This window comes from Bacteroides sp. 2201st1_D9_2201SCRN_220225, from assembly GCF_040928965.1.
Lineage (GTDB): Bacteria > Bacteroidota > Bacteroidia > Bacteroidales > Bacteroidaceae > Bacteroides > Bacteroides stercoris.
Genome location: NZ_JBCODG010000027.1, coordinates 1 through 23,290, shown reverse-complemented (window position 1 = coordinate 23,290; position 23,290 = coordinate 1). Strand labels below are relative to the sequence as shown.

The following is a 23,290-nucleotide window of genomic DNA, read 5'->3' as shown; positions in this document are numbered from 1 at the left end:
ACTTCTTACGCATTTTGATTTTGGATATCATAATCACGTCTTACCACAAACTTGGTTGTGATAGGAAGCTTCTGTGCAGCTAAGCGCAAAGCTTCTTTTGCGATTTCATAAGATACTCCTTCAGCTTCGATAATAATTCTACCCGGTGTAACAGGAGCAACGAATCCCTCGGGGCTACCTTTACCTTTACCCATACGTACGTCAGCAGGCTTTCTTGTAATAGGCTTATCCGGGAAAATACGAATCCAAATCTGTCCTTGACGTTGCATATATCTTGTTACTGCAATACGCGCAGCTTCAATCTGACGGCCTGTAATCCACTTCGTCTCCAAGGCCTTAATACCAAAAGAACCGAAAGCCAGTTGGTTTCCTCTTTGGGCATTACCTTTTTGACGGCCTTTTTGTTGTCTTCTGAATTTTGTCTTTTTCGGTTGTAACATAATTCCTAAAAATCAAATTCGTTAGCGATTATTTTTCTTTCTTTTGAAGTTCTTTCCGCCATTGTTTCCGCTATTGCTTCCACGACCGCTTTCTTTGCTTTGCGTAAAGTTCGGTGCCAACTCTCTCTTACCATAAACTTCACCTCTACAAATCCAAACTTTAATACCGAGAAGACCTACTTTAGTCAATGCTTCTGCATGACAATAGTCGATGTCTGCTCTGAAAGTGTGCAGCGGAGTTCTTCCTTCTTTATACATTTCAGAACGGGCCATTTCTGCACCATTCAAACGTCCTGAAATCTGAATTTTGATACCTTCCGCACCCATACGCATTGTGTTGGCAATAGCCATTTTGATAGCGCGACGGTAGGCAATTTTACCTTCTACCTGACGGGCGATGTTGTTAGCCACGATAACAGCGTCCAACTCAGGTCTTTTCACTTCGAAGATATTGATCTGGATATCTTTATCAGTGACCTTCTTCAACTCTTCTTTCAACTTATCAACTTCTTGGCCACCCTTACCGATAATGATACCCGGACGTGCTGTACAAACGGTAATAGTCACGAGTTTCAGTGTACGTTCGATTACAATTCTTGAAACACTTGCTTTAGCAAGACGAGCGTTCAAATATTTACGAATCTTGCTATCTTCCAGCAAAGAGTCGCCGTAATTCTTTCCACCATACCAATTGGAATCCCAGCCTCTGATAATTCCTAAACGGTTGCTTATTGGATTAACTTTTTGTCCCATTTACCTTAATTTTGATCTTCGTTATTACTTTTAGAACCAACGAACAACGTTACGTGGTTTGAACGCTTGCGGATTCTGTAACCTCTACCCTGCGGAGCCGGTCTCATTCTTTTGAGTGTAGCACCACCATCAACAAAAATCTTGGTTACGAACAGCTCGCCGCTTTCAGCTTTACGTTCGTTTTTCTGCTCCCAATTAGCAATTGCAGAGCGCAGCAATTTTTCCACTCTGGCGGCAGCCTCTTTTGAGGAGAACTTCAAAACGCCGAGTGCTCTGTTCACTTCCATCCCACGAATCATGTCAGCCACGAGACGCATTTTACGGGGGGAAGTAGGAACATTTTGCAATTTCGCAAAATACATGGTCTTAAGGGCTTCTTTTCTTTTTTCAGCCGATATTTTTTTTCTTGCTCCCATTATATTATTACTTTATTATTTCAGATAAATCCTGTCTTATTTTTTCTTGTTACCAGCGTGTCCTCTGAATGTACGAGTTGGAGCAAATTCGCCCAACTTGTGTCCTACCATGTTTTCGGTAACATAAACAGGAATAAATTTATTTCCATTGTGAACTGCAACAGTATGGCCTACAAAATCAGGCGAAATCATTGAAGCTCTGGCCCAAGTCTTAACTACCACTTTCTTGCCCGATTCATTCATGGCAAGCACTTTCTTCTCAAGCTTAACGTTAATATACGGACCTTTTTTTAATGAACGACTCATAATTTACTCAATTAATCAGATTACTTCTTTCTTCTCTCAATAATATACTTAGACGATTGTTTCTTCGGAGCTCTTGTCTTAAGACCCTTAGCATACAATCCCTTACGAGATCTCGGGTGTCCTCCTGAAGCACGTCCTTCACCACCACCCATCGGGTGATCAACCGGGTTCATAACAACACCACGGTTACGCGGACGACGTCCTAACCAACGAGAACGTCCAGCTTTACCTGAACTTTCCAATCCATGATCTGAGTTACCAACGCTACCGATAGTAGCCTTACATGTGCTGAGGATCTGACGAACCTCGCCTGAAGGCAACTTGATAACGCAGTATTTACCTTCTCTTGAAGTCAATTGAGCGAAGTTACCGGCTGAACGAACCAAAGCAGCGCCTTGACCCGGACGTAATTCGATGTTGTGAATTACAGTACCGACCGGAATATTCTGAAGCGGAAGAGCATTTCCGATTTCCGGAGCAGCAGTTTCACCTGACATCAAAGTCGCACCAACTTGCAATCCATTGGGAGCAATAATATATCTTTTTTCACCATCTGCATAAAACAACAGAGCGATACGAGCCGAACGGTTCGGATCGTATTCAATTGTTTTAACCACTGCAGGTACACCGTCTTTATTTCTCTTGAAGTCTACGATACGGATAATCTTCTTACTACCGCCACCGATGTAGCGCATGGTCATTTTACCTGTATTGTTACGACCGCCGGAAGATTTCTTACCAAATACAAGAGACTTTTCTGGTACTCGTGCAGTAATTTCTTCGAAAGTACCAATAATTTTATGTCTTTGCCCCGGTGTTGTGGGCTTAAATTTACGTACTGCCATTTCTTTTAAATATTGCTATAAAAATCAATAGTATCTCCTTCTTTCAACGTAACAACAGCTTTTTTGTAAGCGTTTGTACGTCCGTTGATGATACCTGCGCGTGTATAACGGCTCTTGTTCTTGCCGGCATAACGAATTGTATTCACATCAACCACGGTAACGTTGTAAAGGGCTTCAACTTCGTTCTTAATTTCCAGTTTATTAGCTTCAGGACGCACGATAAAGCCGAAACGATTGTTCGACTTATCAGTAATTGCAGTCATCTTCTCTGTCACTAACGGTTTAATAATAATTCCCATTATTTAAGCCTCCTTTTTACATTAAGATATTGTCGATAGCAGAAAGTGCACTTTCAGCAAACACAACAACTCCAGCGTCCAATACTCTGTAAGTATTTAACCCTGAGATAGTCTGCACATTAGCGCCCTTTACGTTACGAGCCGACAAATATACGTTTTTATTTGCTTCCGGTAAAACAACAAGCAGCTTTTTGTCAGAAACTTTAAGATTTTTTGTCATAACAACAAAATCTTTTGTCTTAGGAGCTTCAAAGTTGAAGTCTTCTACTACAATGATGGCATTGTTCTGAGCCTTATATGCCAAAGCTGACTTACGTGCCAGAGCTTTTACTTTCTTATTCAGTTTGAAGTAGTAATCTCTCGGTTTCGGACCAAATACACGTCCACCACCAACGAGTACCGGTGAGTTCATGTCACCACGACGTGCACCACCGCCACCTTTCTGGCGACCGATTTTACGAGTAGAACCGCTGATTTCGCTTCTTTCCTTTGACTTGTGTGTACCCTGACGCTGGTTAGCCATAAACTGTTTAACGTCCAAGTAGATAGCGTGGTCGTTGGGCTCAATTCCGAAGATAGACTCGTTTAACGTAATCTTTCTCCCAGTGTCTTCACCTTTAATGTTATATACGTTAACTTCCATTATTTCTCAATTATTACGATTGAACCTTTGCAACCAGGAACAGAACCCTTAATCAAAAGGAGATTGTGCTCCGCGATTACTTTTAATACTTGCAGATTTTGAACAGTTACTCTGTCACCACCAAGTTGTCCGCCCATGCGCATTCCCTTGAATACTTTTGCAGGGTAAGAACAAGCACCGATAGAACCCGGTTTACGGGCACGGTTGTGCTGACCGTGAGTAGTCTGACCTACACCACCGAAACCATGACGTTTCACAACACCCTGGAAGCCTTTACCTTTGGAAGTACCTACAACGTCTACATAATCAGCGCCTTCGAACAATTCTACGGTAACAGTATCACCCAGATTCAATTCTGTCTCAAATTCTTTGAACTCAGCCAAGTGTTTCTTGGGAGTTACTCCAGCTTTCTTAAAGTGGCCCATAAGAGGCTTTGTAGTGTGCTTTTCCTTCTTGTCCTGGAAACCCAACTGAACAGCTTGATAGCCGTCCTTTTCTACAGTTTTCACTTGAGTAACAACACAAGGACCTGCTTCGATAACAGTGCATGGTACATTCTTACCCTCGGCACTGAAAACGGATGTCATTCCGATTTTTTTTCCTAATAATCCTGGCATTTCACTTAATTTTTAATACTTACACTTTGATTTCTACTTCCACACCACTCGGTAACTCCAACTTCATCAGAGCATCTACTGTCTTAGCTGTTGAGCTATAGATGTCGATTAATCTCTTGTAAGAAGAGAGTTCGAATTGTTCACGCGACTTCTTGTTAACGAAAGTCGAACGGTTTACGGTAAAGATACGCTTATGCGTAGGGAGAGGAATTGGACCGCTAACGATAGCGCCTGTTGTCTTCACCGTTCTTACAATCTTCTCAGCTGACTTGTCAACCAAGTTGTGGTCGTAAGATTTCAGTTTGATTCTAATTTTTTGACTCATTACTGTCTTAGTTATTAATAGTGTTATTATATAAGATAAAGTCCCGTAGGTTAAGAGTCATTCGCTAACCTACGGACTTTAGTTATTATTTTAGATTAAGTCTGTACGACCTTTTACTTCTTCCAATACTGCCTTGGCAATAGAGTTGGAAACCTGAGCGTGGTGAGAATATGCCATTGAAGAAGTTGCACGACCAGAAGTGATAGTACGCAACGCAGTTACGTAACCGAACATTTCTGCCAGCGGAACCATAGCCTTCACGATACGAGCACCTGAACGGCTTGATTCCATACCTTCTACCTGACCGCGACGCTTGTTCAAGTCACCGATAACGTCACCCATGTTTTCTTCCGGAGTAACAACTTCCAGCTTCATGATAGGCTCCATCAATACCGGACCTGCCTTAGCGCAAGCGTTCTTGTATGCCTGGATAGCACAGATTTCAAATGACAACTGGTCAGAGTCAACCGGGTGGAAAGAACCGTCGATCAAAGTTACCTTCAGTGAATCCAACGGATAACCGGCCAATACACCGTTCTTCATTGCAGTTGTGAAACCTTTCTGTACAGACGGGATAAATTCCTTAGGAATATTACCGCCCTTCACTTCGTCAACAAACTGCAAGCCGCCTTGAGTAAAGTCCTCATCAACCGGACCGATGTTCACGATGATATCGGCAAACTTACCACGACCACCAGACTGTTTCTTATAAACTTCGCGCAAGTTAACAGTCTTCGTGATAGCCTCCTTATAGTTAACCTGAGGTTTACCCTGGTTACACTCAACCTTGAATTCACGCTTCAGACGGTCGATGATAATATCCAAGTGAAGCTCACCCATACCGGAAATAACTGTCTGACCTGTCTGTTCGTCAGTCTTAACCGTAAACGTCGGGTCTTCTTCAGCCAATTTAGCCAAACCGTTAGACAGTTTATCCATATCCTTCTGAGTCTTAGGCTCAACTGCGATACCGATTACCGGTTCGGGGAAGTCCATAGATTCCAATACGATCGGTGCGGTTTCGTCGCACAGCGTATCACCGGTATGGATATCCTTGAAGCCTACACCGGCACCGATATCACCGGCGCCAATCACCTCAACAGGATTCTGTTTATTTGAGTGCATCTGGAACAGACGTGAAACACGTTCTTTCTTACCAGAGCGAGAGTTATAAATATAAGAACCGGCTTCAATCTTACCTGAATAAACACGGAAGAAAGTCAGACGGCCTACATACGGGTCGGTTGCAATCTTGAACGCCAAAGCAGAAGTCTTTTCATCCTCGCTCGGCTTACGGTCTTCTTCAGCACCGGTTTCAGGGTTTGTACCAACCACATTCTCTGTATCCAGCGGAGAAGGCAAGAATGCACAAACATAGTCAAGCAAAGTCTGTACACCCTTATTCTTGAATGAAGAACCACACAACATAGGAACAACAGCCATCTGTACTGTAGCGTTGCGAAGAGCTCTCAATATTTCTTCTTCCGTAATAGTAGAAGGATCATCGAAATATTTCTCCATCAAAGCATCGTCGAACTCAGCTACTTTTTCGAGCATCTTATCTCTCCATTCGTTAGCTTCGTCTACCAAATTAGCAGGGATTTCCTCTACTGTATAGTCGGCACCCATAGTTTCGTCATGCCAGTAGATAGCTTTCATCTTGATAAGGTCTACCAAACCTTTGAAAGATTCCTCAGCACCGATAGGCACAACGATAGGACAAGGATTAGCACCCAAAACGTCCTTCATCTGACGAACAACCTCAAAGAAGTCGGCACCCGAACGGTCCATTTTGTTAACGTATGCGATACGCGGTACGTTATATTTATCAGCCTGACGCCAAACAGTTTCAGATTGCGGTTCAACGCCACCAACTGCACAATAAGCAGCAACAGCGCCGTCAAGAATACGCAAAGAACGCTCTACCTCAGCGGTAAAGTCAACGTGTCCCGGAGTATCAATCAAGTTGATTTTATAAGTATTACCGGCATATTTCCAACGAGTGGTAGTAGCAGCGGAAGTAATAGTGATACCACGTTCCTGTTCTTGCTCCATCCAGTCCATTGTAGCGGCACCATCGTGCACCTCACCGATTTTGTGAGTCAAACCCGTATAAAACAAAATACGTTCAGAGGTTGTTGTCTTTCCGGCATCGATGTGGGCCATGATACCGATATTACGTGTCAAATGTAAATCATTCTTTGCCATTTTCTAATTCCTTTTACTTTAAGTTTTTAATCTTTGATTGGTTATCTCTTATAGTATTAGAATCTGAAATGAGCAAACGCGCGGTTAGCCTCGGCCATTCTGTGCATATCTTCTTTACGTTTGAAAGCACCGCCTTGTTCATTGAAAGCATCCATGATTTCAGCAGCCAGTTTGTCAGCCATTGATTTACCGCCACGCTTGCGGGCAAAGATAATCAAATTCTTCATAGAAATTGACTCCTTGCGGTCAGGACGAATTTCAGTAGGAACTTGGAAAGTAGCACCACCTACACGGCGAGACTTCACTTCCACTTGAGGAGTTACGTTGTCCAAAGCTTTTTTCCAGATTTCAAGAGCTGATTTCTCTTCATTCTGCATTTTGTTCTTCACTGTTTCCAAAGCGGCGTAGAAGATTTCATAAGAAGTATTCTTCTTTCCGTCGTACATCAGGTGGTTAACGAACTTGGAAACTTTCACATCATTAAAAACGGGATCCGGAAGGATGATACGTTTTTTAGGTTTTGCTTTTCTCATTTGTCTGAAAGAATAATGTTTTTCGTTCTTGGTTGTTTACTTCTGTCTTCTTCAACTCTCCCTCCGGAGTGTTTACTCAACCTTTAGCATTTCCAACAAACTAAAACGTAAGTTATTACTTTTAATTTTACTGTTTATCAGTTTGGCCGCCTAATTATTTCTTCTTAGCGGGAGCAGCCTGTCCCGGTTTCGGACGTTTAGCACCGTATTTAGAACGTCTTTGGGTACGGTTAGCAACACCTGCGGTATCCAAAGTACCACGAACGATGTGATAACGTACACCCGGAAGGTCTTTTACACGACCGCCGCGAACCAATACGATTGAGTGTTCCTGCAAGTTGTGACCTTCTCCCGGAATGTAAGAGTTCACCTCTTTACCGTTAGTCAAACGTACACGAGCTACTTTACGCATAGCTGAATTCGGTTTCTTCGGAGTGGTTGTATACACTCTCACGCAAACGCCACGTCTTTGAGGACAAGAATCCAAGGCTGGAGACTTACTTTTCTCTACCAAAACCTCGCGTCCTTTTCTTACTAATTGCTGAATTGTAGGCATTTTAATTGTTTTTAGTTATATATTATGTTTATATTAATTCAAAACTATATACTTTTGGGCTGCAAAGATACTAATAAGTTTTGAATAATCAATGCACTACAAGTTTTTTTTTGATTTTATGCTTCACCCTTAATGTTAGGCAATGGCGGAATAGGTTGCTCATCCGGCATGCGGATAGGGCCGAAAGCACGTTCATATTTACCAACATTTTCTTCAAGCGCACGCAGCAGACGCTTGGCGTGTTCGGGTGCCAATACAATACGCGATTGAACTCCGGCTTTGGGCATTCCCGGCATTACCCGAATAAAATCCATGATAAACTCCGAACTGGAATGAGTGATAATGGCAAGATTGGCATACGTGCCTTGGGCCACTTCTTCTTTCAGCTCTATCTGTAACTGTCCGTTATTATTTTCCTGATTTTCCATATTATCGTATATCATTATAATTGAATGACAAATATACTTCTTTCATTCCGACACACAAAATACTCCAAGATAAAAGTAACAGTACGACCTGAACAAAAAAGGCACTTGATATGTCCTGAAATTGCATGGTCTGTTCGTATAGAACACATCGTCTGATTTACCTGAACAGACCATGCGTTTACCCCAAACCGATGGTCTGTTTTATTTGAGGCAATAGCATGCTTCCCTCTCCTCCCCTTCACCCTCAAACATCCATGAATAAAAGGTTGTGAAGGAGGCATGCAAATCTTTATTTTGCTATTACATTACACTCTTCTTACATCAGACCGAAAAGAGAGCCGGTTTGCAACAAATATAAAAAAAGAAGAGAATCCCGGGAGATTCTCTTCTTTCACTATAAAAATTACTGATTGTATTAACGTAGTAATTACTCTTCTACCTTATCATCAACTGCATAATCGAGCACCGTTTTCTTGTTGGCAAGCATACGATCGTACTCTTCTTTCGAACCGACAATAATCTTCTCGAATTCGCGCTGACCTGTACCGGCAGGAATCAAGTGACCGCAGATAACATTCTCTTTCATACCTTCCAGACGGTCTACCTTTCCGTTGATAGCAGCTTCGTTGAGTACCTTCGTCGTTTCCTGGAAAGAAGCGGCAGACATAAAGCTTGAAGTCTGCAAAGCCGCACGGGTAATACCTTGAAGAATCTGTGTAGAGGTAGCAGGCACAGCATCACGTACTGAAACGGGTTTCAAGTCACGGCGCTTCAGCATGGAGTTTTCATCGCGCAACTTGCGGGCAGTAACAATCTGTCCCGGTTGCAGGTTCTGAGAATCTCCGGCATCTACTACAACTTTCTTGCCCCAGATACGGTCGTTCTCTTCCATGAATTCGAGCTTATCCACTACCTGTTGTTCCAAGAAGCGGGTATCGCCCGGTTCATCGATTTCAACCTTACGCATCATCTGACGAACGATAATTTCAAAGTGCTTATCGTTAATCTTCACACCTTGCAGACGATAAACGTCCTGTACTTCGTTTACGATATATTCCTGTACTGCCGTAGGACCTTTAATGGCAAGGATATCGGCAGGGGTAATGGCACCGTCGGACAACGGAGTACCGGCACGCACGTAGTCGTTCTCCTGTACCAATATCTGTTTGGACAGCGGTACGAGATATTTCTTAACTTCTCCGGTCTTAGAGGTAACGATAATTTCGCGGTTACCACGTTTCACCTTACCCATTGTGACCTCACCGTCAATTTCGGAAACCACAGCAGGATTGGACGGGTTACGTGCCTCGAACAATTCGGTAACACGGGGAAGACCACCCGTGATATCACCCGCCTTACCAACGGCACGCGGAATCTTCACGATTACTTCACCGGCTTTTACCTTCTGTCCGTTTTCCACTACTACGTGACCACCCACAGGAAGGTTATAGGTACGGATAAGTTCGCCATCTTCAGTCATGATGTGCGCTGTAGGCACTTTCGTCTTGTCCTTAGACTCAATGATGATGATTTCGCGCAAACCGGTAGATTCATCGGACTCTACCTTATAGGTAACGTTTTCAATAACGCCTTCAAACTCAATCTTACCGGTAGCTTCGGTAATGATAACTGCGTTGAACGGGTCCCAACGGGCTATAAGTTTGCCTTTCTCTACTACTTCACCATCCGCTGCATAGAGTGTAGAACCATAAGGCACGTTATGCGTAGAAAGTATGATACCTGTATTGACATCTACGAAACGTACTTCTGCCAGACGGCCTACTACCACCTTAGCCGGTTCGCCTGCTTCGTCAATAATATCTACTGTACGGAGTTCTTCAAATTCCAGACGGGAAGGATTCTTGGCAACAATACTTGCATTGGCAGCAATATTGGCTGCCGTACCACCGGCATGGAACGTACGCAACGTCAACTGTGTACCCGGCTCACCGATAGACTGCGCAGCGATTACACCGACAGCCTCACCTTTCTGAACCATACGGCTTGTAGCCAGATTACGGCCGTAGCACTTGGCACAAACACCCTTCTTGGATTCACAAGTCAATACAGAACGGATTTCAACGCTCTCAATCGGAGAGTCTTCAATCTTCTGTGCAATGGCTTCAGTGATTTCTTCACCACCTGCAACAAGCAATTCACCGGTTGTGGGGTGAACGATATCATGTACGGATACACGTCCCAGAATACGTTCGTACAATGTAGCGATTGTCTCATCGTTATTCTTCAAAGCTGTACAAACCAGTCCGCGAAGCGTACCGCAGTCTTCTTCGTTGATAATCACATCGTGAGATACGTCAACCAGACGACGGGTCAAGTATCCGGCGTCGGCCGTCTTCAAAGCGGTATCGGCAAGACCCTTACGAGCACCGTGAGTAGAGATAAAGTACTCCAACACGGAAAGACCTTCCTTAAAGTTAGAAAGAATCGGGTTCTCGATAATCTGACCGCCTTCGGCACCTGCCTTCTGAGGTTTCGCCATCAAACCACGCATACCGGAAAGCTGACGAATCTGCTCCTTAGAACCACGGGCTCCGGAATCCAACATCATGTATACGGAATTGAATCCCTGATCGTCGCTCGAAATAGTTTTCATCAAAATGTTTGACAACTCGGAGTTTACATGTGTCCAGATATCAATTACCTGGTTGTAACGTTCGTTGTTGGTGATGAAACCCATGTTATAGTTGTTGATTACCTGCTCTACCTCTTCGTAACCTTTCTGCACCAGCGCTTCTTTCTCTTCAGGAATAATAATATCTCCCAAGTTGAACGAAAGACCGCCTTTGAATGCCATCTGATAACCGAGGTTCTTGATTCCATCCAGGAATTCGGCTGCTTCTGCCACACCACAAACCTTGATTACGTGACTGATGATGTCACGAAGTGACTTCTTAGAGATAATCGTATTGATATAACCCGCTTTGGCAGGTACAATTTCGTTTACAATAACACGACCTACCGACGTGTCGTGCATCATCTTGTCTACCACATTACCGTTTTCGTCAATGTCCTTAACGATAACGCTGATAGGTGCGTGAATGTCGCACTTACCTTCGTTGTAGGCAATAAGCGCTTCTTCCGGACCGTAGAAAGTGAGGCCTTCACCTTTAGCTCCTTTACGCAGTTTGGTGATATAGTACAAACCGAGTACCATATCCTGTGCGGGCACTGTAATAGGCGCACCGTTGGCAGGGTTCAAGATATTATGTGACTGGAGCATCAGCATCTGTGCTTCCAGAATAGCTTCGTTGCTCAAAGGCAAGTGAACGGCCATCTGGTCACCGTCGAAGTCGGCGTTGAATGCCGTACATGCCAACGGGTGCAACTGGATTGCCTTGCCTTCAATCATCTTCGGCTGGAACGCCTGGATACCCAGACGGTGCAGTGTCGGAGCACGGTTCAACAATACCGGATGTCCTTTCATTACATGTTCCAGAATGTCCCAGATAACAGGTTCCTTACGGTCTACAATCTTCTTGGCACTCTTCACCGTCTTCACAATACCACGCTCGATGAGCTTACGGATAATGAACGGCTTGTAGAGCTCGGCCGCCATGAGTTTAGGAATACCGCACTCACCCATTTTCAGTTCCGGACCTACAACGATTACGGAACGTGCAGAGTAATCGACACGCTTACCCAACAAGTTCTGACGGAAACGTCCCTGCTTACCTTTCAAACTGTCGGAAAGTGACTTCAAAGGACGGTTGGCATCAGTCTTCACTGCGCTTGACTTACGAGAGTTATCGAATAATGAATCGACAGCTTCCTGCAACATACGTTTCTCATTACGTAAAATCACCTCAGGAGCCTTGATTTCAATCAATCTCTTCAAGCGGTTGTTACGGATGATAACGCGACGGTAAAGGTCGTTCAAGTCGGAAGTAGCGAAACGCCCACCATCCAACGGAACCAACGGACGAAGTTCGGGCGGGATAACCGGTACGATACGTACAATCATCCATTCGGGCTTGTTGCGTCCGCGTGATGCACGGAAAGACTCAACTACCTGCAAACGCTTCAAAGCTTCGCTCTTGCGCTGTTGTGAAGCATCGCTGCCTGCACGGTTACGCAGTTCGTAAGACAATGAATCAAGATCAATGCGCGACAGCAAGTCATAAATGGCTTCTGCACCCATCTTGGCAACAAACTTATTGGGGTCTGAATCTTCAAGGTACTGATTATCGCTTGGTAACTTTTCCAACAGATCCAGATATTCTCCTTCTTCAAGCAAATCATACTGTGCCACTTCGCCTTCCAATATACCCGGCTGGATTACTACATAACGTTCGTAGTAAATAATAGCATCGAGTTTCTTGGTCGGTAAACCCAGCAAGTAACCGATTTTATTAGGAAGCGAACGGAAATACCAAATGTGAGCCACCGGCACAACCAGCTGAATGTGTCCCATACGCTCACGACGTACTTTCTTTTCTGTCACTTCCACACCGCAACGGTCACACACAATGCCTTTGTAACGGATACGTTTGTACTTACCGCAATGGCACTCATAATCCTTAATAGGACCGAAGATACGCTCGCAGAACAAACCGTCGCGTTCCGGCTTATACGTCCGATAGTTAATGGTTTCAGGCTTTAAAACTTCACCACTCGAATTCTCAAGGATTTCTTCGGGAGAAGCCAAACCGATAGAGATTTTCGAGAAATTACTCTTTATCTTGTTATCTTTTCTAAAAGCCATACTTTTATATATAATTGATAATTGAGAATTAAAAATTGAAAAACAATGTTGATAAGTCGGGAATTGAGAATCAAGAGACATTAGCTCTCAACCCTCAATTTCCAAATTTCAATTTATTCTAAGTTGATGCTCAAGCCCAAACCTCTCAACTCGTGCAACAATACATTCAGTGATTCAGGAATACCCGGAGCTGGCATCGGCTCACCCTTAACGATTGCTTCATAAGCCTTGGAGCGTCCGACAACATCATCAGACTTGATAGTCAGGATTTCCTGCAGGATATGCGCAGCACCGAATGCTTCGAGCGCCCAAACCTCCATTTCTCCGAAACGCTGACCACCGAACTGTGCCTTACCGCCCAACGGCTGTTGCGTAATAAGCGAATAAGGACCGATAGAACGTGCGTGCATCTTATCTTCAACCATGTGACCGAGTTTCAACATGTATGTCACACCCACTGTAGCCTGCTGTTCGAAAGCCTCACCTGTACCACCATCATACAAAGTGGTTTTACCATAACGGGGCAGACCGGCCTTGTCGGTCCATTCGTTCAGGTCATCCAGCGTAGCACCATCAAAGATAGGCGTAGCAAACTTAACTCCCAAGTTCTTTCCGGCACGTCCCAAAACAGCCTCGAATATCTGACCGATGTTCATACGTGAAGGCACACCCAGCGGATTCAATACAATATCTACCGGAGTACCGTCTGCCAAGAATGGCATGTCTTCCTGACGTACCACGCGTGAAACGATACCTTTGTTACCGTGACGACCGGCCATCTTATCACCAACACCGATCTTACGCTTCTTGGCAATATAAACCTTAGCCATCTGGATGATACCTGCAGGCAACTCGTCGCCGATAGTAATAGCAAATTTCTTACGTTTCAACTCTGCATCGAGTTCCTTATATTTCTTGATAAAGTTCGTTACCAGTGCACGGATCAATTCATTGGTATGCTCGTCTTTTGTCCAATTGCTCAACTGAATAGCAGTAAAGTCTATATCACTGAAATCAGAAGCATAGAATTTAGCACCTTTACTGATTACTTCAGCTCCCATATAGTCTTTCACACCTTCTGAAGTATGATTTTCTGTGAGCTTCAAAAGCTTATTTACCAATATTTTCTTCAAATCAGCCACCTTGCTATCGAACTCATCATCAATCTTCGGCAACAATGCCTTGTCGGCCAATTTAGAACTACGAGTCTTGATAACGCGGGAGAACAGACGTTTACCGATAATCACACCTTTCAAAGAAGGAGATGCCTTCAAAGACGCATCTTTCACATCACCAGCCTTATCACCGAATATGGCACGAAGCAACTTTTCTTCCGGAGAAGGGTCAGACTCGCCTTTCGGAGTAATCTTACCAATCAAAATATCACCCGGCTCGATACGGGCACCTACACGCACAATACCATTCTCGTCAAGGTCTTTGGTAGCCTCTTCACTTACATTAGGAATATCGGAAGTCAACTCTTCCATACCGCGCTTCGTTTCACGAACTTCCAAAGAGTATTCCTCTACGTGTACGGAAGTCAAAAGGTCTTCGCGAACCACACGTTCGTTCAATACGATAGCGTCCTCATAGTTGTATCCCTTCCAAGGCATGTAGGCAACCAACAGGTTCTTACCCAAAGCGAGCTCGCCCTGTTCGGTCGAGTAACCCTCGGTAAGGATTTGTCCCTTCGTCACACGCTGACCTTTCTCGCAAATAGGACGAAGGTCAATCGTCATGTTCTGGTTGGTACGACGCCATTTGGGAATAGTATATTCTTTCAGTGCAGATTCGAAGCTTACAAACTCTTCCTCTTCCGTACGATCGTACAGAATGCGGATAGTCGTAGCATCTACAAAGTCAACCACACCTTCGCCCTCAGCAGTAATCTGCGTACGAGAGTCACGTGCAAGCTGACGTTCGATACCTGTACCTACAATCGGAGCTTCACTCTTCAACAAAGGAACTGCCTGGCGCATCATGTTCGATCCCATCAACGCACGGTTAGCATCGTCATGTTCCAAGAACGGAATCAGAGATGCTGCAATAGAGGCAATCTGCTGTGGCGATACGTCCATCAGCTCTACCTCATCAGGAGCTACAACCGGATAATCGGCATCCTGACGGGATTTTACTTTGTCGCGGACGAAAGTTCCGTCTTCATTCAAAGGTGCATTACCCTGAGCGATAATCTTCTCTTCTTCTTCTTCGGCTGTAAGGTAAACCAAACCTTCATCTGAAAGGTCTACCTTTCCGTTAGCCACCTTGCGGTACGGTGTCTCAATAAAACCAAGCTGATTGATTTTAGCAAACACACAAAGTGAAGATATCAAACCAATGTTCGGACCTTCAGGCGTTTCAATCGGACAAAGACGACCGTAGTGAGTATAGTGTACGTCACGCACCTCAAAACCGGCACGTTCACGTGACAAACCACCGGGACCCAAAGCTGACATACGGCGCTTGTGAGTGATTTCGGCAAGCGGGTTGGTCTGGTCCATGAATTGTGACAAGGCATTTGTTCCGAAGAAAGAATTGATAACGGAAGAAATAGTCTTGGCGTTAATCAAATCGATCGGAGTAAAGACTTCATTGTCACGAACATTCATACGCTCGCGGATAGTACGGGACATACGTGCCAAACCGATAGCAAACTGGTTTGACAACTGTTCGCCTACCGTACGTACACGACGGTTGCTCAAGTGGTCAATATCATCAACATCTGCTTTTGAGTTTATCAACTCAATCAGATACTTGATAATCTCAATGATATCTTCCTTGGTGAGTACACGGACATCCATGTCAGTCGTCAAATTCAACTTTCTGTTGATACGATAACGACCTACATCACCCAAGTCGTATCTCTTTTCTGAGAAGAACAGGTTATTAATAACCTCACGCGCGCTGGCATCATCGGCAGGATCTGCATTACGCAACTGACGATAGATATAAAGCACTGCTTCTTTTTCCGAATTACTGGGGTCCTTCTGCAGAGTGTTATATATGATAGAGTAGTCAGACTGGTTCGGTTCTTCCTTATGTACAAGGATATTCTGAACGCCTGACTCTAATATAATGTCAATATGTTCCGGCTCGATTATAGTTTCACGGTCGATAACCACTTCGTTACGCTCAATAGAAACAACTTCACCGGTATCTTCGTCTACAAAATCCTCAATCCATGTTTTCAATACACGTGCTGCCAACTTACGACCTACAATCTTCTTGAGGTTCGTCTTATTCACTTTCACGTCTTCCGCCAGATTGAAGATTTCAAGAATGTCCTTATCATTCTCAAAACCGATAGCTCTCAGCAAGGTGGTTACCGGTAACTTCTTCTTACGGTCGATATAGGCATACATGACATTGTTGATGTCAGTAGCAAACTCAATCCAAGATCCTTTGAACGGGATGATACGGGCTGAGTACAACTTAGTACCGTTGGCATGCACGCTTTGACCGAAGAATACGCCCGGTGAACGATGAAGCTGCGACACAACAACACGTTCCGCACCATTGATAACGAATGTAGCCTTATCCGTCATATAAGGAATCGGGCCCAGGAATACATCCTGAATAACCGTATCAAAATCTTCGTGGTCAGGGTCGGTACAATATAATTTCAATTTTGCCTTTAAGGGTACGCTATAAGTAAGCCCTCGCTCTATACATTCGTCTATGGTATAGCGCGGCGGATCAATATAGTAGTCCAAAAACTCAAGAACAAAATTATTTCTTGTATCGGCAATGGGGAAGTTTTCAGCAAATACTTTATACAGTCCCTCGTTCTTACGTTTCTCGGGTGGGGTATCCAGTTGTAAAAAGTCTTTGAATGACTTCAATTGTACTTCCAGGAAATCCGGATATTCCAGCGGATTCTTAGTCGAAGCAAAATTAACTCTTTGATTTACAGTATTTGAAGACATCTGTTAATGGATTTGTAGAACTTAATTTTAAATATATACACAAAAAGGTAAAGAACCCTTTTCACGAAGGGTTCCTTACCGAATTACCTGATTTACAGGCTAATGTTATTTAAGTTCAACTTCAGCTCCAGCTTCTTCCAATGTTTTCTTCAATGATTCTGCTTCGTCTTTAGCCAAACCTTCTTTTACTACGCTAGGAGCACCGTCTACCATGTCTTTAGCTTCCTTCAAACCAAGACCGCAAGCTTCCTTAACGGCTTTAACTACTTGAAGTTTAGCTGAGCCAGCGCTCTTCAATACTACATCGAAAGAAGTTTTTTCTTCAGCGGCAGCAGCACCACCAGCTGCAGGGCCAGCAGCAACAGCAACAGCTGCAGCAGCAGGTTCAATACCGTATTCTTCTTTCAGGATAGTTGCAAGTTCATTAACTTCTTTTACTGTCAAGTTAACTAATTGTTCTGCAAAAGCTTTCAAATCTGCCATTTTTGTATGATTTTAATTGTTTAATTACTAAAATAAATTGATGTTTTTTTGTTTCCGAAGTTACGCTTCGGGACGTTCACCGAGAGTCTTGAGAACTCCGTGAATGGTGTTACCACCTGATTGCAGAGCAGAAATAACATTCTTGGCCGGTGATTGCAGCAAGGCAACGATTTCGGCAATAACTTCATTCTTACTCTTGATACTTACGAGAGCATCCAACTGGTCAGCACCAACATAGAAGCTTTCTTCTGCATATGCAGCTTTCAGTCCGGGAATACCGTTCTTTGCTTTATCTTTCAGCAGTTTCGCAGGTGCATTCGCTGTATTGCAAAACATTACAGCAGTCGTACCTTTCATGCAACCGTAAAGCGGAGAATAATCCTCTTCCAAGCTTTCCAATGCTTTATGAAGCAATGTATTCTTAACTACCATCAATTTGATGTCAGCCTTGAAACACAAAGCTCTCAACGCGCTTGTATCAGCAGCGTTCATAGCAGTGGTATCTATCAAATAGAAGTGACCGTATTCCTTAACTGTAGCAGCAATCTGCTCAATAATCGTACTTTTATCTTCCTTTCTCATTATTACTCCGTTTTATTAGATTTCTTCTACAGATTTCGGGTCAATCTTGATACCCGCACTCATCGTGCTAGAAAGATAAATACTCTTGATATATGTACCCTTGGCTGCGGTCGGTTTCAATTTATTCAAAGTAGAGATGAATTCTTTCGCATTGTCGCGAATTTGATCAGCACTAAATGAAACTTTACCGATAGAAGTATGAACGATACCGCTCTTGTCAACTTTAAAGTCGATTTTACCTTGTTTTACTTCTTTTACAGCTTTAGCAACATCCATAGTCACAGTGCCACTCTTCGGATTCGGCATCAATCCACGAGGACCGAGTACACGACCGAGCGCACCAATCTTACCCATGATAGACGGCATAGTGATGATTACATCAATATCAGTCCATCCACCTTTGATCTTTTCAATATATTCGTCAAGACCAACATAGTCAGCTCCGGCTTCTTTTGCAGCAGCTTCAGCATCCGGTGTACAAAGCACCAAAACGCGTGTAACTTTACCAGTACCGTGAGGAAGTGATACAACACCTCTCACCATCTGGTTAGCCTTACGCGGGTCAACGCCCAAACGTACGTCGATATCCAGAGAAGCGTCGAACTTAGTAAAAGTAATTTCCTTTACCAATTGAGCAGCTTCTTTGAGAGAGTATGCTTTCCCTGCTTCAATTTTTTCTGCAGCCAACTTTTGATTTTTTGTCAGTTTACTCATTCTAATTGAAGTTTATTAGTTATTAACCGGGAACTCCCCTTTTACAGCGATACCCATACTACGAGCTGTACCGGCAACCATCTTCATGGCAGCTTCTACAGTGAAACAGTTTAAGTCAACCATCTTGTCCTGAGCAATCGTACGAACCTGTTCCCAAGTAATCTCGGCAACTTTCTTACGGTTAGGCTCAGCAGAACCACTCTTTACCTTAGCTACTTCAAGTAATTGAATAGCAACGGGAGGAGTCTTGATTACAAAATCGAAAGACTTGTCTGCGTAGTAAGTGATAATCACAGGAAGAATTTTTCCTGCTTTGTCTTGGGTTCTGGCGTTGAATTGCTTGCAAAACTCCATGATGTTGATTCCCTTAGAACCCAGAGCAGGTCCAACGGGAGGTGATGGATTTGCCGCGCCTCCTTTAATCTGTAATTTGATTAGTCCAGCAACTTCTTTAGCCATTTTTTAATTGATTTATATATAAACATTAATGAAGAATATTACAGCGTAACACCTGTCCTATTCTTTTTCTACTTGCATAAAGCCCAATTCGAGCGGAGTCTTCCGTCCGAATATCTTTACCATGACCTTCAGTTTCTTCTTCTCGGTATTCACTTCTTCAATGATTCCGCTAAAGCCACTGAACGGACCGTAATTCACTTTTACAGTCTCGCCGACTACATACGGGATATTCAATTCTTCACCGGCATCCTGCAATTCGTCAACTGTACCAAGTATACGATTCACTTCCGACTGTCTCAGAGGAACGGGTTTTTCCGATCCACCCAAGAATCCTATCACATTAGGAGTATTTCTCAGATGGTGAGCGACCTCACCAACCAGAGCAGCCTCCACCAAAACGTAACCAGGGAGATAACTTCTCTCTTTCACAATTTTCTTACCATTGCGAACCTGATATACCTTTTCGGTAGGAATCAATACCTGAGACACATAATCACCAAGGTCGCTGTTTTTGATATCAGCTTCAAGATATTCCTTTACCTTAGTTTCTTTACCGCTAATAGCACGCAAAACGTACCATTTCTTTTCAATCTCAGACATTTCTCCTTCTTTTTTAATGTGGATAAACAAATTCCATTAAATGCTGGAAACAGAAGTCCATCGCAAATACCACCAGTGCAATAAGCAGGGAAGCATATAAAACAACTACTGCACTGTTAGTAAGTTCAGAATACGTAGGCCACGACACTTTATGAACAAGCTCGTCGTAAGTTTCTTTAAAATAAGCTACTATCTTCTTCATTTCAAAAATATTAGCACGGGAGGAGAGGCTCGAACTCCCGACACCCGGTTTTGGAGACCGGTGCTCTACCAACTGAGCTACTCCCGTGTGAACATAATCAGTTCCCAGTAAATACCGGGAACTGATTAAGATATTTGGTTATTAGTCGAGAATTTCAGTAATCTGACCAGAACCTACTGTACGACCACCCTCACGGATAGCGAAACGCAAACCTACGTTCAATGCTACCGGATAGATCAGTTCTACAGTAATTTCTACGTTATCGCCAGGCATTACCATTTCAGTTCCTTCCGGAAGAGAAATTTCACCTGTACAGTCCATAGTACGCAGATAGAACTGAGGACGGTATTTGTTGTGGAACGGAGTGTGACGACCACCTTCTTCTTTCTTCAAAACATAGATAGAAGCTTTGAACTTAGAGTGAGGTTTAATCTGACCCGGCTTACAAAGAACCATACCACGTTTGATTTCGTTCTTATCGATACCACGGAGCAACAAACCTACATTATCACCGGCTTCACCCTGATCCAGCAATTTGCGGAACATTTCAACACCAGTTACAACAGACTTCTTGTCTTCACCCAAACCGAGGATTTCAACTTCGTCACCTACATGGATAACACCAGCTTCGATACGACCTGTAGCTACAGTACCACGACCAGTAATTGAGAATACGTCTTCAACCGGCATCAGGAACGGTTTATCAATATCACGCGGAGGCAATGGAATCCAATTGTCGCAAGCATCCATCAATTCCATTACTTTTTCTTCCCACTTTTCAACACCGTTCAATGCACCAAGAGCAGAACCCTGGATGAAAGGAGTGTTGTCGCCATCGAATTCGTAAGCTGAAAGCAGTTCACGCATTTCCATTTCAACAAGTTCCAGCATTTCAGGGTCATCTACCATATCGCACTTGTTCATAAACACAACCAGTCTGGGAACGTTTACCTGACGAGCCAACAGAATGTGTTCACGAGTTTGAGGCATCGGACCATCGGTTGCAGCAACCACGATGATAGCACCATCCATCTGAGCAGCACCTGTTACCATGTTCTTAACGTAGTCGGCGTGACCCGGACAGTCTACGTGAGCATAGTGACGATTAGCTGTTTCATACTCAACGTGCGAAGTATTGATAGTAATACCTCTTTCCTTTTCTTCAGGAGCGTTGTCAATCTGATCGAATGATTTTACTTCAGAAAAACCTTTCTTGCCTAATACTGTAGTGATAGCAGCAGTCAACGTGGTTTTACCGTGGTCTACGTGACCAATTGTACCAATGTTTACGTGCGGTTTGGTACGTTCGAATTTCTCTTTAGCCATAGCTTTACTTGTTATTTATTTGATTAATAATCAGCTTTTACATTTTATGAGCTGTTACCGGGACTTGAACCCGGGACCTCTTCCTTACCAAGGAAGTGCTCTACCGCTGAGCTATAACAGCAAGAAAACCGGAGTTGTGGGCAAAGATGGATTCGAACCACCGAAGGCGTAAGCCAGCAGATTTACAGTCTGCCCCATTTGGCCACTCTGGTATTTGCCCTTTTGCTGTTGAGAACTACTTTAAATCTCTCTTTAAGCAGCTTTGTTTCTCAATTGCGATGCAAAGGTACAACTATTTTTGTAAACTCCAAGCAAAATCTATCATTTTTATTGCAGTAATTGCACATTCATCACCTTTATTACCCAGCTTGCCGCCTGCGCGATCCTCCGCTTGCTCCATTGTATTGGTGGTAATTAATCCGTAAATTACTGGAACATCGCCACTTGCATTTAATTGAGTGATGCCTTGAGTTGCACCCATGCAAACGTAATCAAAATGCGGTGTTTCTCCACGAACTACGCAACCAATTGCAATTACAGCATCAACTTCGCTGTATTCTATAAGTTGATTGGCACCGAAAGTTAGTTCAAAACTTCCGGGAACGGTTTTTACCATGATATTTTCGTCTTTAGCTCCGTGTTTTTTTAAGGTGTCAACTGCTCCTTTTAAAAGAGCGCCGGTGATATTGTAATTCCATTCGGATACTACAATACCGAATTTCATATTCTCTGCACTAGGCACTGAGTTGAAATCATAATCCGAAAGGTTGTGATAAGCTGTAGCCATAATAAATTAAAGATTAAAAATTAAATAAATTGGAACGTATAAATGAAGAGCACGGATTACACGGCACTCACGGTTTTGACTTCCGTGTATATCCGTGTAATCCGTGCTCGAAATATCTTATAAATAAGGTATGAATTACTTCTTTAAGAGCTTAGCTTGTTCGATGTATTTATCAATGTCCATAGCTTGATATGAACGGAAGTATTTATCCTTAATAGAAGTATATGCTTTGATGGCATCGTCATACTTACCCTGCTTAACCAGAATTTCTCCGGCTTGCTTCAGATAGATAGGGCTAAGTGTATTATTATCTGCTTCATCAGCTGCTTTCAGCAACATGGAAGATGCCTTATCGAGTTGACCGAGTTGAGCGTAGCAATTACCCATAGCGCCTTTCATTGCAGGAGCTACCATTTGGTCATCTCCGTCAAAGCTCTCCAATGCTTTTACGGCTTCATCGAATTTGCCAAGATGTGCATAGCAAAGACCAGCATATGCCTTGGCAAGATTGGCTGCATCTGTACCGCTGTATTGGTCGGCTATCTTGATGAAACCTACGTAACCGATGCTATCGCCGTTCAGGGCTTCTGCAAAAGCATCAGCTTCAAAATATTCTTGTCCTTTAAAAAGGGCTGCCTGTGCTTTTTCCTCACGAGGTGCTGCATAGAGGTTCTTGTACATTACTATACCTGCTATAATGATGATTATAGCTAAAATAGCACCGATAATTGTCTTTTTGTTTTTGATGAGAAATGCCTCTGATTGTGTAAGTGCGTCTTCCACGTTTAAGGCTTCGTTCGTCTTTTTTTGTTCTGCCATTTCTTATATATTCTTTTTGTTATTATTCATTAATAGCTAATTCGACCCGCAAAAGTAAGTTTTTTATAGCTATCAACGAAATTTAGCGGCATCTTTTTTTATTTTGTATTCCAAAACCATAGATTTATTTTGTTTTGCGTTGTCTTTCAAGATACAATGAAGATAAGTTGTACTTTGGCAGAATAAAATGAATGCATTCGTTTTATTCTGCTCCCAGTTTGTATTATCTTTCCTCTATGAAAAGATAAAGATTACCCCTGTCTTTATGGCTCCTTTACTTAGTTTATGGTGTTAATGAGC

General features: G+C 43.2%; 24 protein-coding genes and 3 tRNA genes. All 27 read right to left on the bottom strand.

The annotated features are described in order from the left end of the window. Positions 1-5 precede the first annotated feature (5 nt). The 27 genes from rplP to AB5903_RS10710 all read right to left on the bottom strand — a co-directional run bounded on the left by rplP (position 6) and on the right by AB5903_RS10710 (position 22,990). The gene (gene rplP, locus AB5903_RS10840) at positions 6-440 is read right to left on the bottom strand and encodes a 50S ribosomal protein L16 (RefSeq protein WP_005656538.1); all 435 of its coding nucleotides are present in this window, start codon (positions 438-440) and stop codon (positions 6-8) included. 21 nt (positions 441-461) lie between these two features. Beyond that, positions 462-1,193, bottom strand: a complete 732-nt coding sequence (gene rpsC, locus AB5903_RS10835) for a 30S ribosomal protein S3 (protein ID WP_005656540.1) — start codon at positions 1,191-1,193, stop codon at positions 462-464. Positions 1,194-1,198: 5 nt separating this feature from the next. After that, positions 1,199-1,609, bottom strand: coding sequence for a 50S ribosomal protein L22 (gene rplV, locus AB5903_RS10830; RefSeq protein ID WP_004291236.1), 411 nt, complete (start codon positions 1,607-1,609; stop codon positions 1,199-1,201). Positions 1,610-1,645: 36 nt separating this feature from the next. After that, positions 1,646-1,915: a 30S ribosomal protein S19 gene (gene rpsS / locus AB5903_RS10825; RefSeq protein ID WP_002558070.1), complete on the bottom strand. Its 270-nt coding sequence runs from the start codon at positions 1,913-1,915 to the stop codon at positions 1,646-1,648. Between the two features lie 20 nt (positions 1,916-1,935). Further along, positions 1,936-2,760, bottom strand: a complete 825-nt coding sequence (rplB, locus tag AB5903_RS10820; RefSeq protein ID WP_060385716.1) for a 50S ribosomal protein L2 — start codon at positions 2,758-2,760, stop codon at positions 1,936-1,938. Between the two features lie 5 nt (positions 2,761-2,765). Further along, positions 2,766-3,059 (bottom strand): 50S ribosomal protein L23, encoded by a 294-nt coding sequence (gene rplW, locus AB5903_RS10815; protein ID WP_005656548.1) that lies wholly within the window; start codon positions 3,057-3,059, stop codon positions 2,766-2,768. 16 nt (positions 3,060-3,075) lie between these two features. Further along, the gene (gene rplD / locus AB5903_RS10810) at positions 3,076-3,702 is read right to left on the bottom strand and encodes a 50S ribosomal protein L4 (RefSeq protein ID WP_060385715.1); all 627 of its coding nucleotides are present in this window, start codon (positions 3,700-3,702) and stop codon (positions 3,076-3,078) included. Next, the gene (rplC, locus tag AB5903_RS10805) at positions 3,702-4,319 is read right to left on the bottom strand and encodes a 50S ribosomal protein L3 (RefSeq protein ID WP_005656556.1); all 618 of its coding nucleotides are present in this window, start codon (positions 4,317-4,319) and stop codon (positions 3,702-3,704) included. The genes rplD and rplC overlap by 1 nt, the downstream gene beginning before the upstream one ends. Positions 4,320-4,338: 19 nt before the next feature. Beyond that, positions 4,339-4,644, bottom strand: a complete 306-nt coding sequence (gene rpsJ / locus AB5903_RS10800) for a 30S ribosomal protein S10 (protein ID WP_004291244.1) — start codon at positions 4,642-4,644, stop codon at positions 4,339-4,341. Between the two features lie 90 nt (positions 4,645-4,734). After that, the gene (fusA, locus tag AB5903_RS10795; protein ID WP_005656558.1) at positions 4,735-6,852 is read right to left on the bottom strand and encodes an elongation factor G; all 2,118 of its coding nucleotides are present in this window, start codon (positions 6,850-6,852) and stop codon (positions 4,735-4,737) included. Positions 6,853-6,908: 56 nt separating this feature from the next. Continuing rightward, positions 6,909-7,385 (bottom strand): 30S ribosomal protein S7, encoded by a 477-nt coding sequence (gene rpsG / locus AB5903_RS10790; protein WP_005656559.1) that lies wholly within the window; start codon positions 7,383-7,385, stop codon positions 6,909-6,911. 154 nt (positions 7,386-7,539) lie between these two features. Then, complete coding sequence (gene rpsL / locus AB5903_RS10785) at positions 7,540-7,941, bottom strand: 30S ribosomal protein S12 (RefSeq protein ID WP_004291249.1); 402 nt, start codon at positions 7,939-7,941, stop codon at positions 7,540-7,542. 116 nt (positions 7,942-8,057) lie between these two features. Further along, the gene (locus AB5903_RS10780) at positions 8,058-8,369 is read right to left on the bottom strand and encodes a DUF3467 domain-containing protein (protein ID WP_016660791.1); all 312 of its coding nucleotides are present in this window, start codon (positions 8,367-8,369) and stop codon (positions 8,058-8,060) included. 427 nt (positions 8,370-8,796) lie between these two features. Then, positions 8,797-13,092 carry a DNA-directed RNA polymerase subunit beta' gene (gene rpoC / locus AB5903_RS10775; RefSeq protein WP_005656561.1) on the bottom strand — a complete coding sequence of 1,432 codons (4,296 nt, stop codon included), beginning with the start codon at positions 13,090-13,092 and terminating at the stop codon, positions 8,797-8,799. A 113-nt stretch (positions 13,093-13,205) separates the two neighbouring features. Continuing rightward, positions 13,206-17,018, bottom strand: coding sequence for a DNA-directed RNA polymerase subunit beta (rpoB, locus tag AB5903_RS10770; RefSeq protein ID WP_016660792.1), 3,813 nt, complete (start codon positions 17,016-17,018; stop codon positions 13,206-13,208). A 105-nt stretch (positions 17,019-17,123) separates the two neighbouring features. Then, a complete protein-coding gene (gene rplL, locus AB5903_RS10765; protein ID WP_004291279.1) occupies positions 17,124-17,501 on the bottom strand; it encodes a 50S ribosomal protein L7/L12 in 378 nt (125 codons plus the stop codon). A gap of 60 nt (positions 17,502-17,561) precedes the next feature. After that, positions 17,562-18,083, bottom strand: coding sequence for a 50S ribosomal protein L10 (gene rplJ / locus AB5903_RS10760; RefSeq protein WP_005656563.1), 522 nt, complete (start codon positions 18,081-18,083; stop codon positions 17,562-17,564). A gap of 15 nt (positions 18,084-18,098) precedes the next feature. After that, positions 18,099-18,797 (bottom strand): 50S ribosomal protein L1, encoded by a 699-nt coding sequence (gene rplA / locus AB5903_RS10755; protein ID WP_005656564.1) that lies wholly within the window; start codon positions 18,795-18,797, stop codon positions 18,099-18,101. A gap of 15 nt (positions 18,798-18,812) precedes the next feature. Beyond that, positions 18,813-19,256 carry a 50S ribosomal protein L11 gene (gene rplK / locus AB5903_RS10750; RefSeq protein ID WP_004291286.1) on the bottom strand — a complete coding sequence of 148 codons (444 nt, stop codon included), beginning with the start codon at positions 19,254-19,256 and terminating at the stop codon, positions 18,813-18,815. A 57-nt stretch (positions 19,257-19,313) separates the two neighbouring features. Beyond that, a complete protein-coding gene (gene nusG, locus AB5903_RS10745) occupies positions 19,314-19,856 on the bottom strand; it encodes a transcription termination/antitermination protein NusG (protein WP_016660793.1) in 543 nt (180 codons plus the stop codon). A 13-nt stretch (positions 19,857-19,869) separates the two neighbouring features. Continuing rightward, positions 19,870-20,058: a preprotein translocase subunit SecE gene (secE, locus tag AB5903_RS10740; RefSeq protein ID WP_004291288.1), complete on the bottom strand. Its 189-nt coding sequence runs from the start codon at positions 20,056-20,058 to the stop codon at positions 19,870-19,872. A 14-nt stretch (positions 20,059-20,072) separates the two neighbouring features. Then, a tRNA-Trp gene (locus AB5903_RS10735) sits at positions 20,073-20,145 on the bottom strand. Positions 20,146-20,199: 54 nt separating this feature from the next. Next, on the bottom strand, positions 20,200-21,384 hold the full coding sequence (gene tuf, locus AB5903_RS10730) for an elongation factor Tu (RefSeq protein ID WP_005656566.1): 1,185 nt from the start codon (positions 21,382-21,384) through the stop codon (positions 20,200-20,202). Between the two features lie 49 nt (positions 21,385-21,433). Then, positions 21,434-21,505, bottom strand: a tRNA-Thr gene (locus AB5903_RS10725). Positions 21,506-21,521: 16 nt separating this feature from the next. Then, positions 21,522-21,604: transfer RNA gene (locus tag AB5903_RS10720), tRNA-Tyr, on the bottom strand. A gap of 72 nt (positions 21,605-21,676) precedes the next feature. Next, positions 21,677-22,171 (bottom strand): 6,7-dimethyl-8-ribityllumazine synthase, encoded by a 495-nt coding sequence (ribH, locus tag AB5903_RS10715; protein ID WP_005657950.1) that lies wholly within the window; start codon positions 22,169-22,171, stop codon positions 21,677-21,679. A 135-nt stretch (positions 22,172-22,306) separates the two neighbouring features. Next, the gene (locus AB5903_RS10710; RefSeq protein ID WP_016661517.1) at positions 22,307-22,990 is read right to left on the bottom strand and encodes a tol-pal system YbgF family protein; all 684 of its coding nucleotides are present in this window, start codon (positions 22,988-22,990) and stop codon (positions 22,307-22,309) included. Positions 22,991-23,290: the final 300 nt, after the last annotated feature.

Excerpts from the sequence above, each read along its gene's own strand:
- rplV (WP_004291236.1), bottom strand. The coding sequence starts at position 1,609 with ATGGGAGCAAGAAAAAAAATATCGGCTGAAAAAAGAAAAGAAGCCCTT.
- nusG (WP_016660793.1), bottom strand. The coding sequence starts at position 19,856 with ATGTCTGAGATTGAAAAGAAATGGTACGTTTTGCGTGCTATTAGCGGT.
- tuf (WP_005656566.1), bottom strand. The coding sequence starts at position 21,384 with ATGGCTAAAGAGAAATTCGAACGTACCAAACCGCACGTAAACATTGGT.
- rplJ (WP_005656563.1), bottom strand. The coding sequence starts at position 18,083 with ATGAGAAAGGAAGATAAAAGTACGATTATTGAGCAGATTGCTGCTACA.
- rplP (WP_005656538.1), bottom strand. The coding sequence starts at position 440 with ATGTTACAACCGAAAAAGACAAAATTCAGAAGACAACAAAAAGGCCGT.
- rplL (WP_004291279.1), bottom strand. The coding sequence starts at position 17,501 with ATGGCAGATTTGAAAGCTTTTGCAGAACAATTAGTTAACTTGACAGTA.
- rpsC (WP_005656540.1), bottom strand. The coding sequence starts at position 1,193 with ATGGGACAAAAAGTTAATCCAATAAGCAACCGTTTAGGAATTATCAGA.
- rpsG (WP_005656559.1), bottom strand. The coding sequence starts at position 7,385 with ATGAGAAAAGCAAAACCTAAAAAACGTATCATCCTTCCGGATCCCGTT.
- AB5903_RS10780 (WP_016660791.1), bottom strand. The coding sequence starts at position 8,369 with ATGGAAAATCAGGAAAATAATAACGGACAGTTACAGATAGAGCTGAAA.
- rpsJ (WP_004291244.1), bottom strand. The coding sequence starts at position 4,644 with ATGAGTCAAAAAATTAGAATCAAACTGAAATCTTACGACCACAACTTG.
- rpoB (WP_016660792.1), bottom strand. The coding sequence starts at position 17,018 with ATGTCTTCAAATACTGTAAATCAAAGAGTTAATTTTGCTTCGACTAAG.
- rpsS (WP_002558070.1), bottom strand. The coding sequence starts at position 1,915 with ATGAGTCGTTCATTAAAAAAAGGTCCGTATATTAACGTTAAGCTTGAG.
- rpsL (WP_004291249.1), bottom strand. The coding sequence starts at position 7,941 with ATGCCTACAATTCAGCAATTAGTAAGAAAAGGACGCGAGGTTTTGGTA.
- rplW (WP_005656548.1), bottom strand. The coding sequence starts at position 3,059 with ATGGGAATTATTATTAAACCGTTAGTGACAGAGAAGATGACTGCAATT.
- rplK (WP_004291286.1), bottom strand. The coding sequence starts at position 19,256 with ATGGCTAAAGAAGTTGCTGGACTAATCAAATTACAGATTAAAGGAGGC.
- rpoC (WP_005656561.1), bottom strand. The coding sequence starts at position 13,092 with ATGGCTTTTAGAAAAGATAACAAGATAAAGAGTAATTTCTCGAAAATC.
- fusA (WP_005656558.1), bottom strand. The coding sequence starts at position 6,852 with ATGGCAAAGAATGATTTACATTTGACACGTAATATCGGTATCATGGCC.
- secE (WP_004291288.1), bottom strand. The coding sequence starts at position 20,058 with ATGAAGAAGATAGTAGCTTATTTTAAAGAAACTTACGACGAGCTTGTT.
- rplA (WP_005656564.1), bottom strand. The coding sequence starts at position 18,797 with ATGAGTAAACTGACAAAAAATCAAAAGTTGGCTGCAGAAAAAATTGAA.
- ribH (WP_005657950.1), bottom strand. The coding sequence starts at position 22,171 with ATGGCTACAGCTTATCACAACCTTTCGGATTATGATTTCAACTCAGTG.
- AB5903_RS10710 (WP_016661517.1), bottom strand. The coding sequence starts at position 22,990 with ATGGCAGAACAAAAAAAGACGAACGAAGCCTTAAACGTGGAAGACGCA.
- rplD (WP_060385715.1), bottom strand. The coding sequence starts at position 3,702 with ATGGAAGTTAACGTATATAACATTAAAGGTGAAGACACTGGGAGAAAG.
- rplB (WP_060385716.1), bottom strand. The coding sequence starts at position 2,760 with ATGGCAGTACGTAAATTTAAGCCCACAACACCGGGGCAAAGACATAAA.
- rplC (WP_005656556.1), bottom strand. The coding sequence starts at position 4,319 with ATGCCAGGATTATTAGGAAAAAAAATCGGAATGACATCCGTTTTCAGT.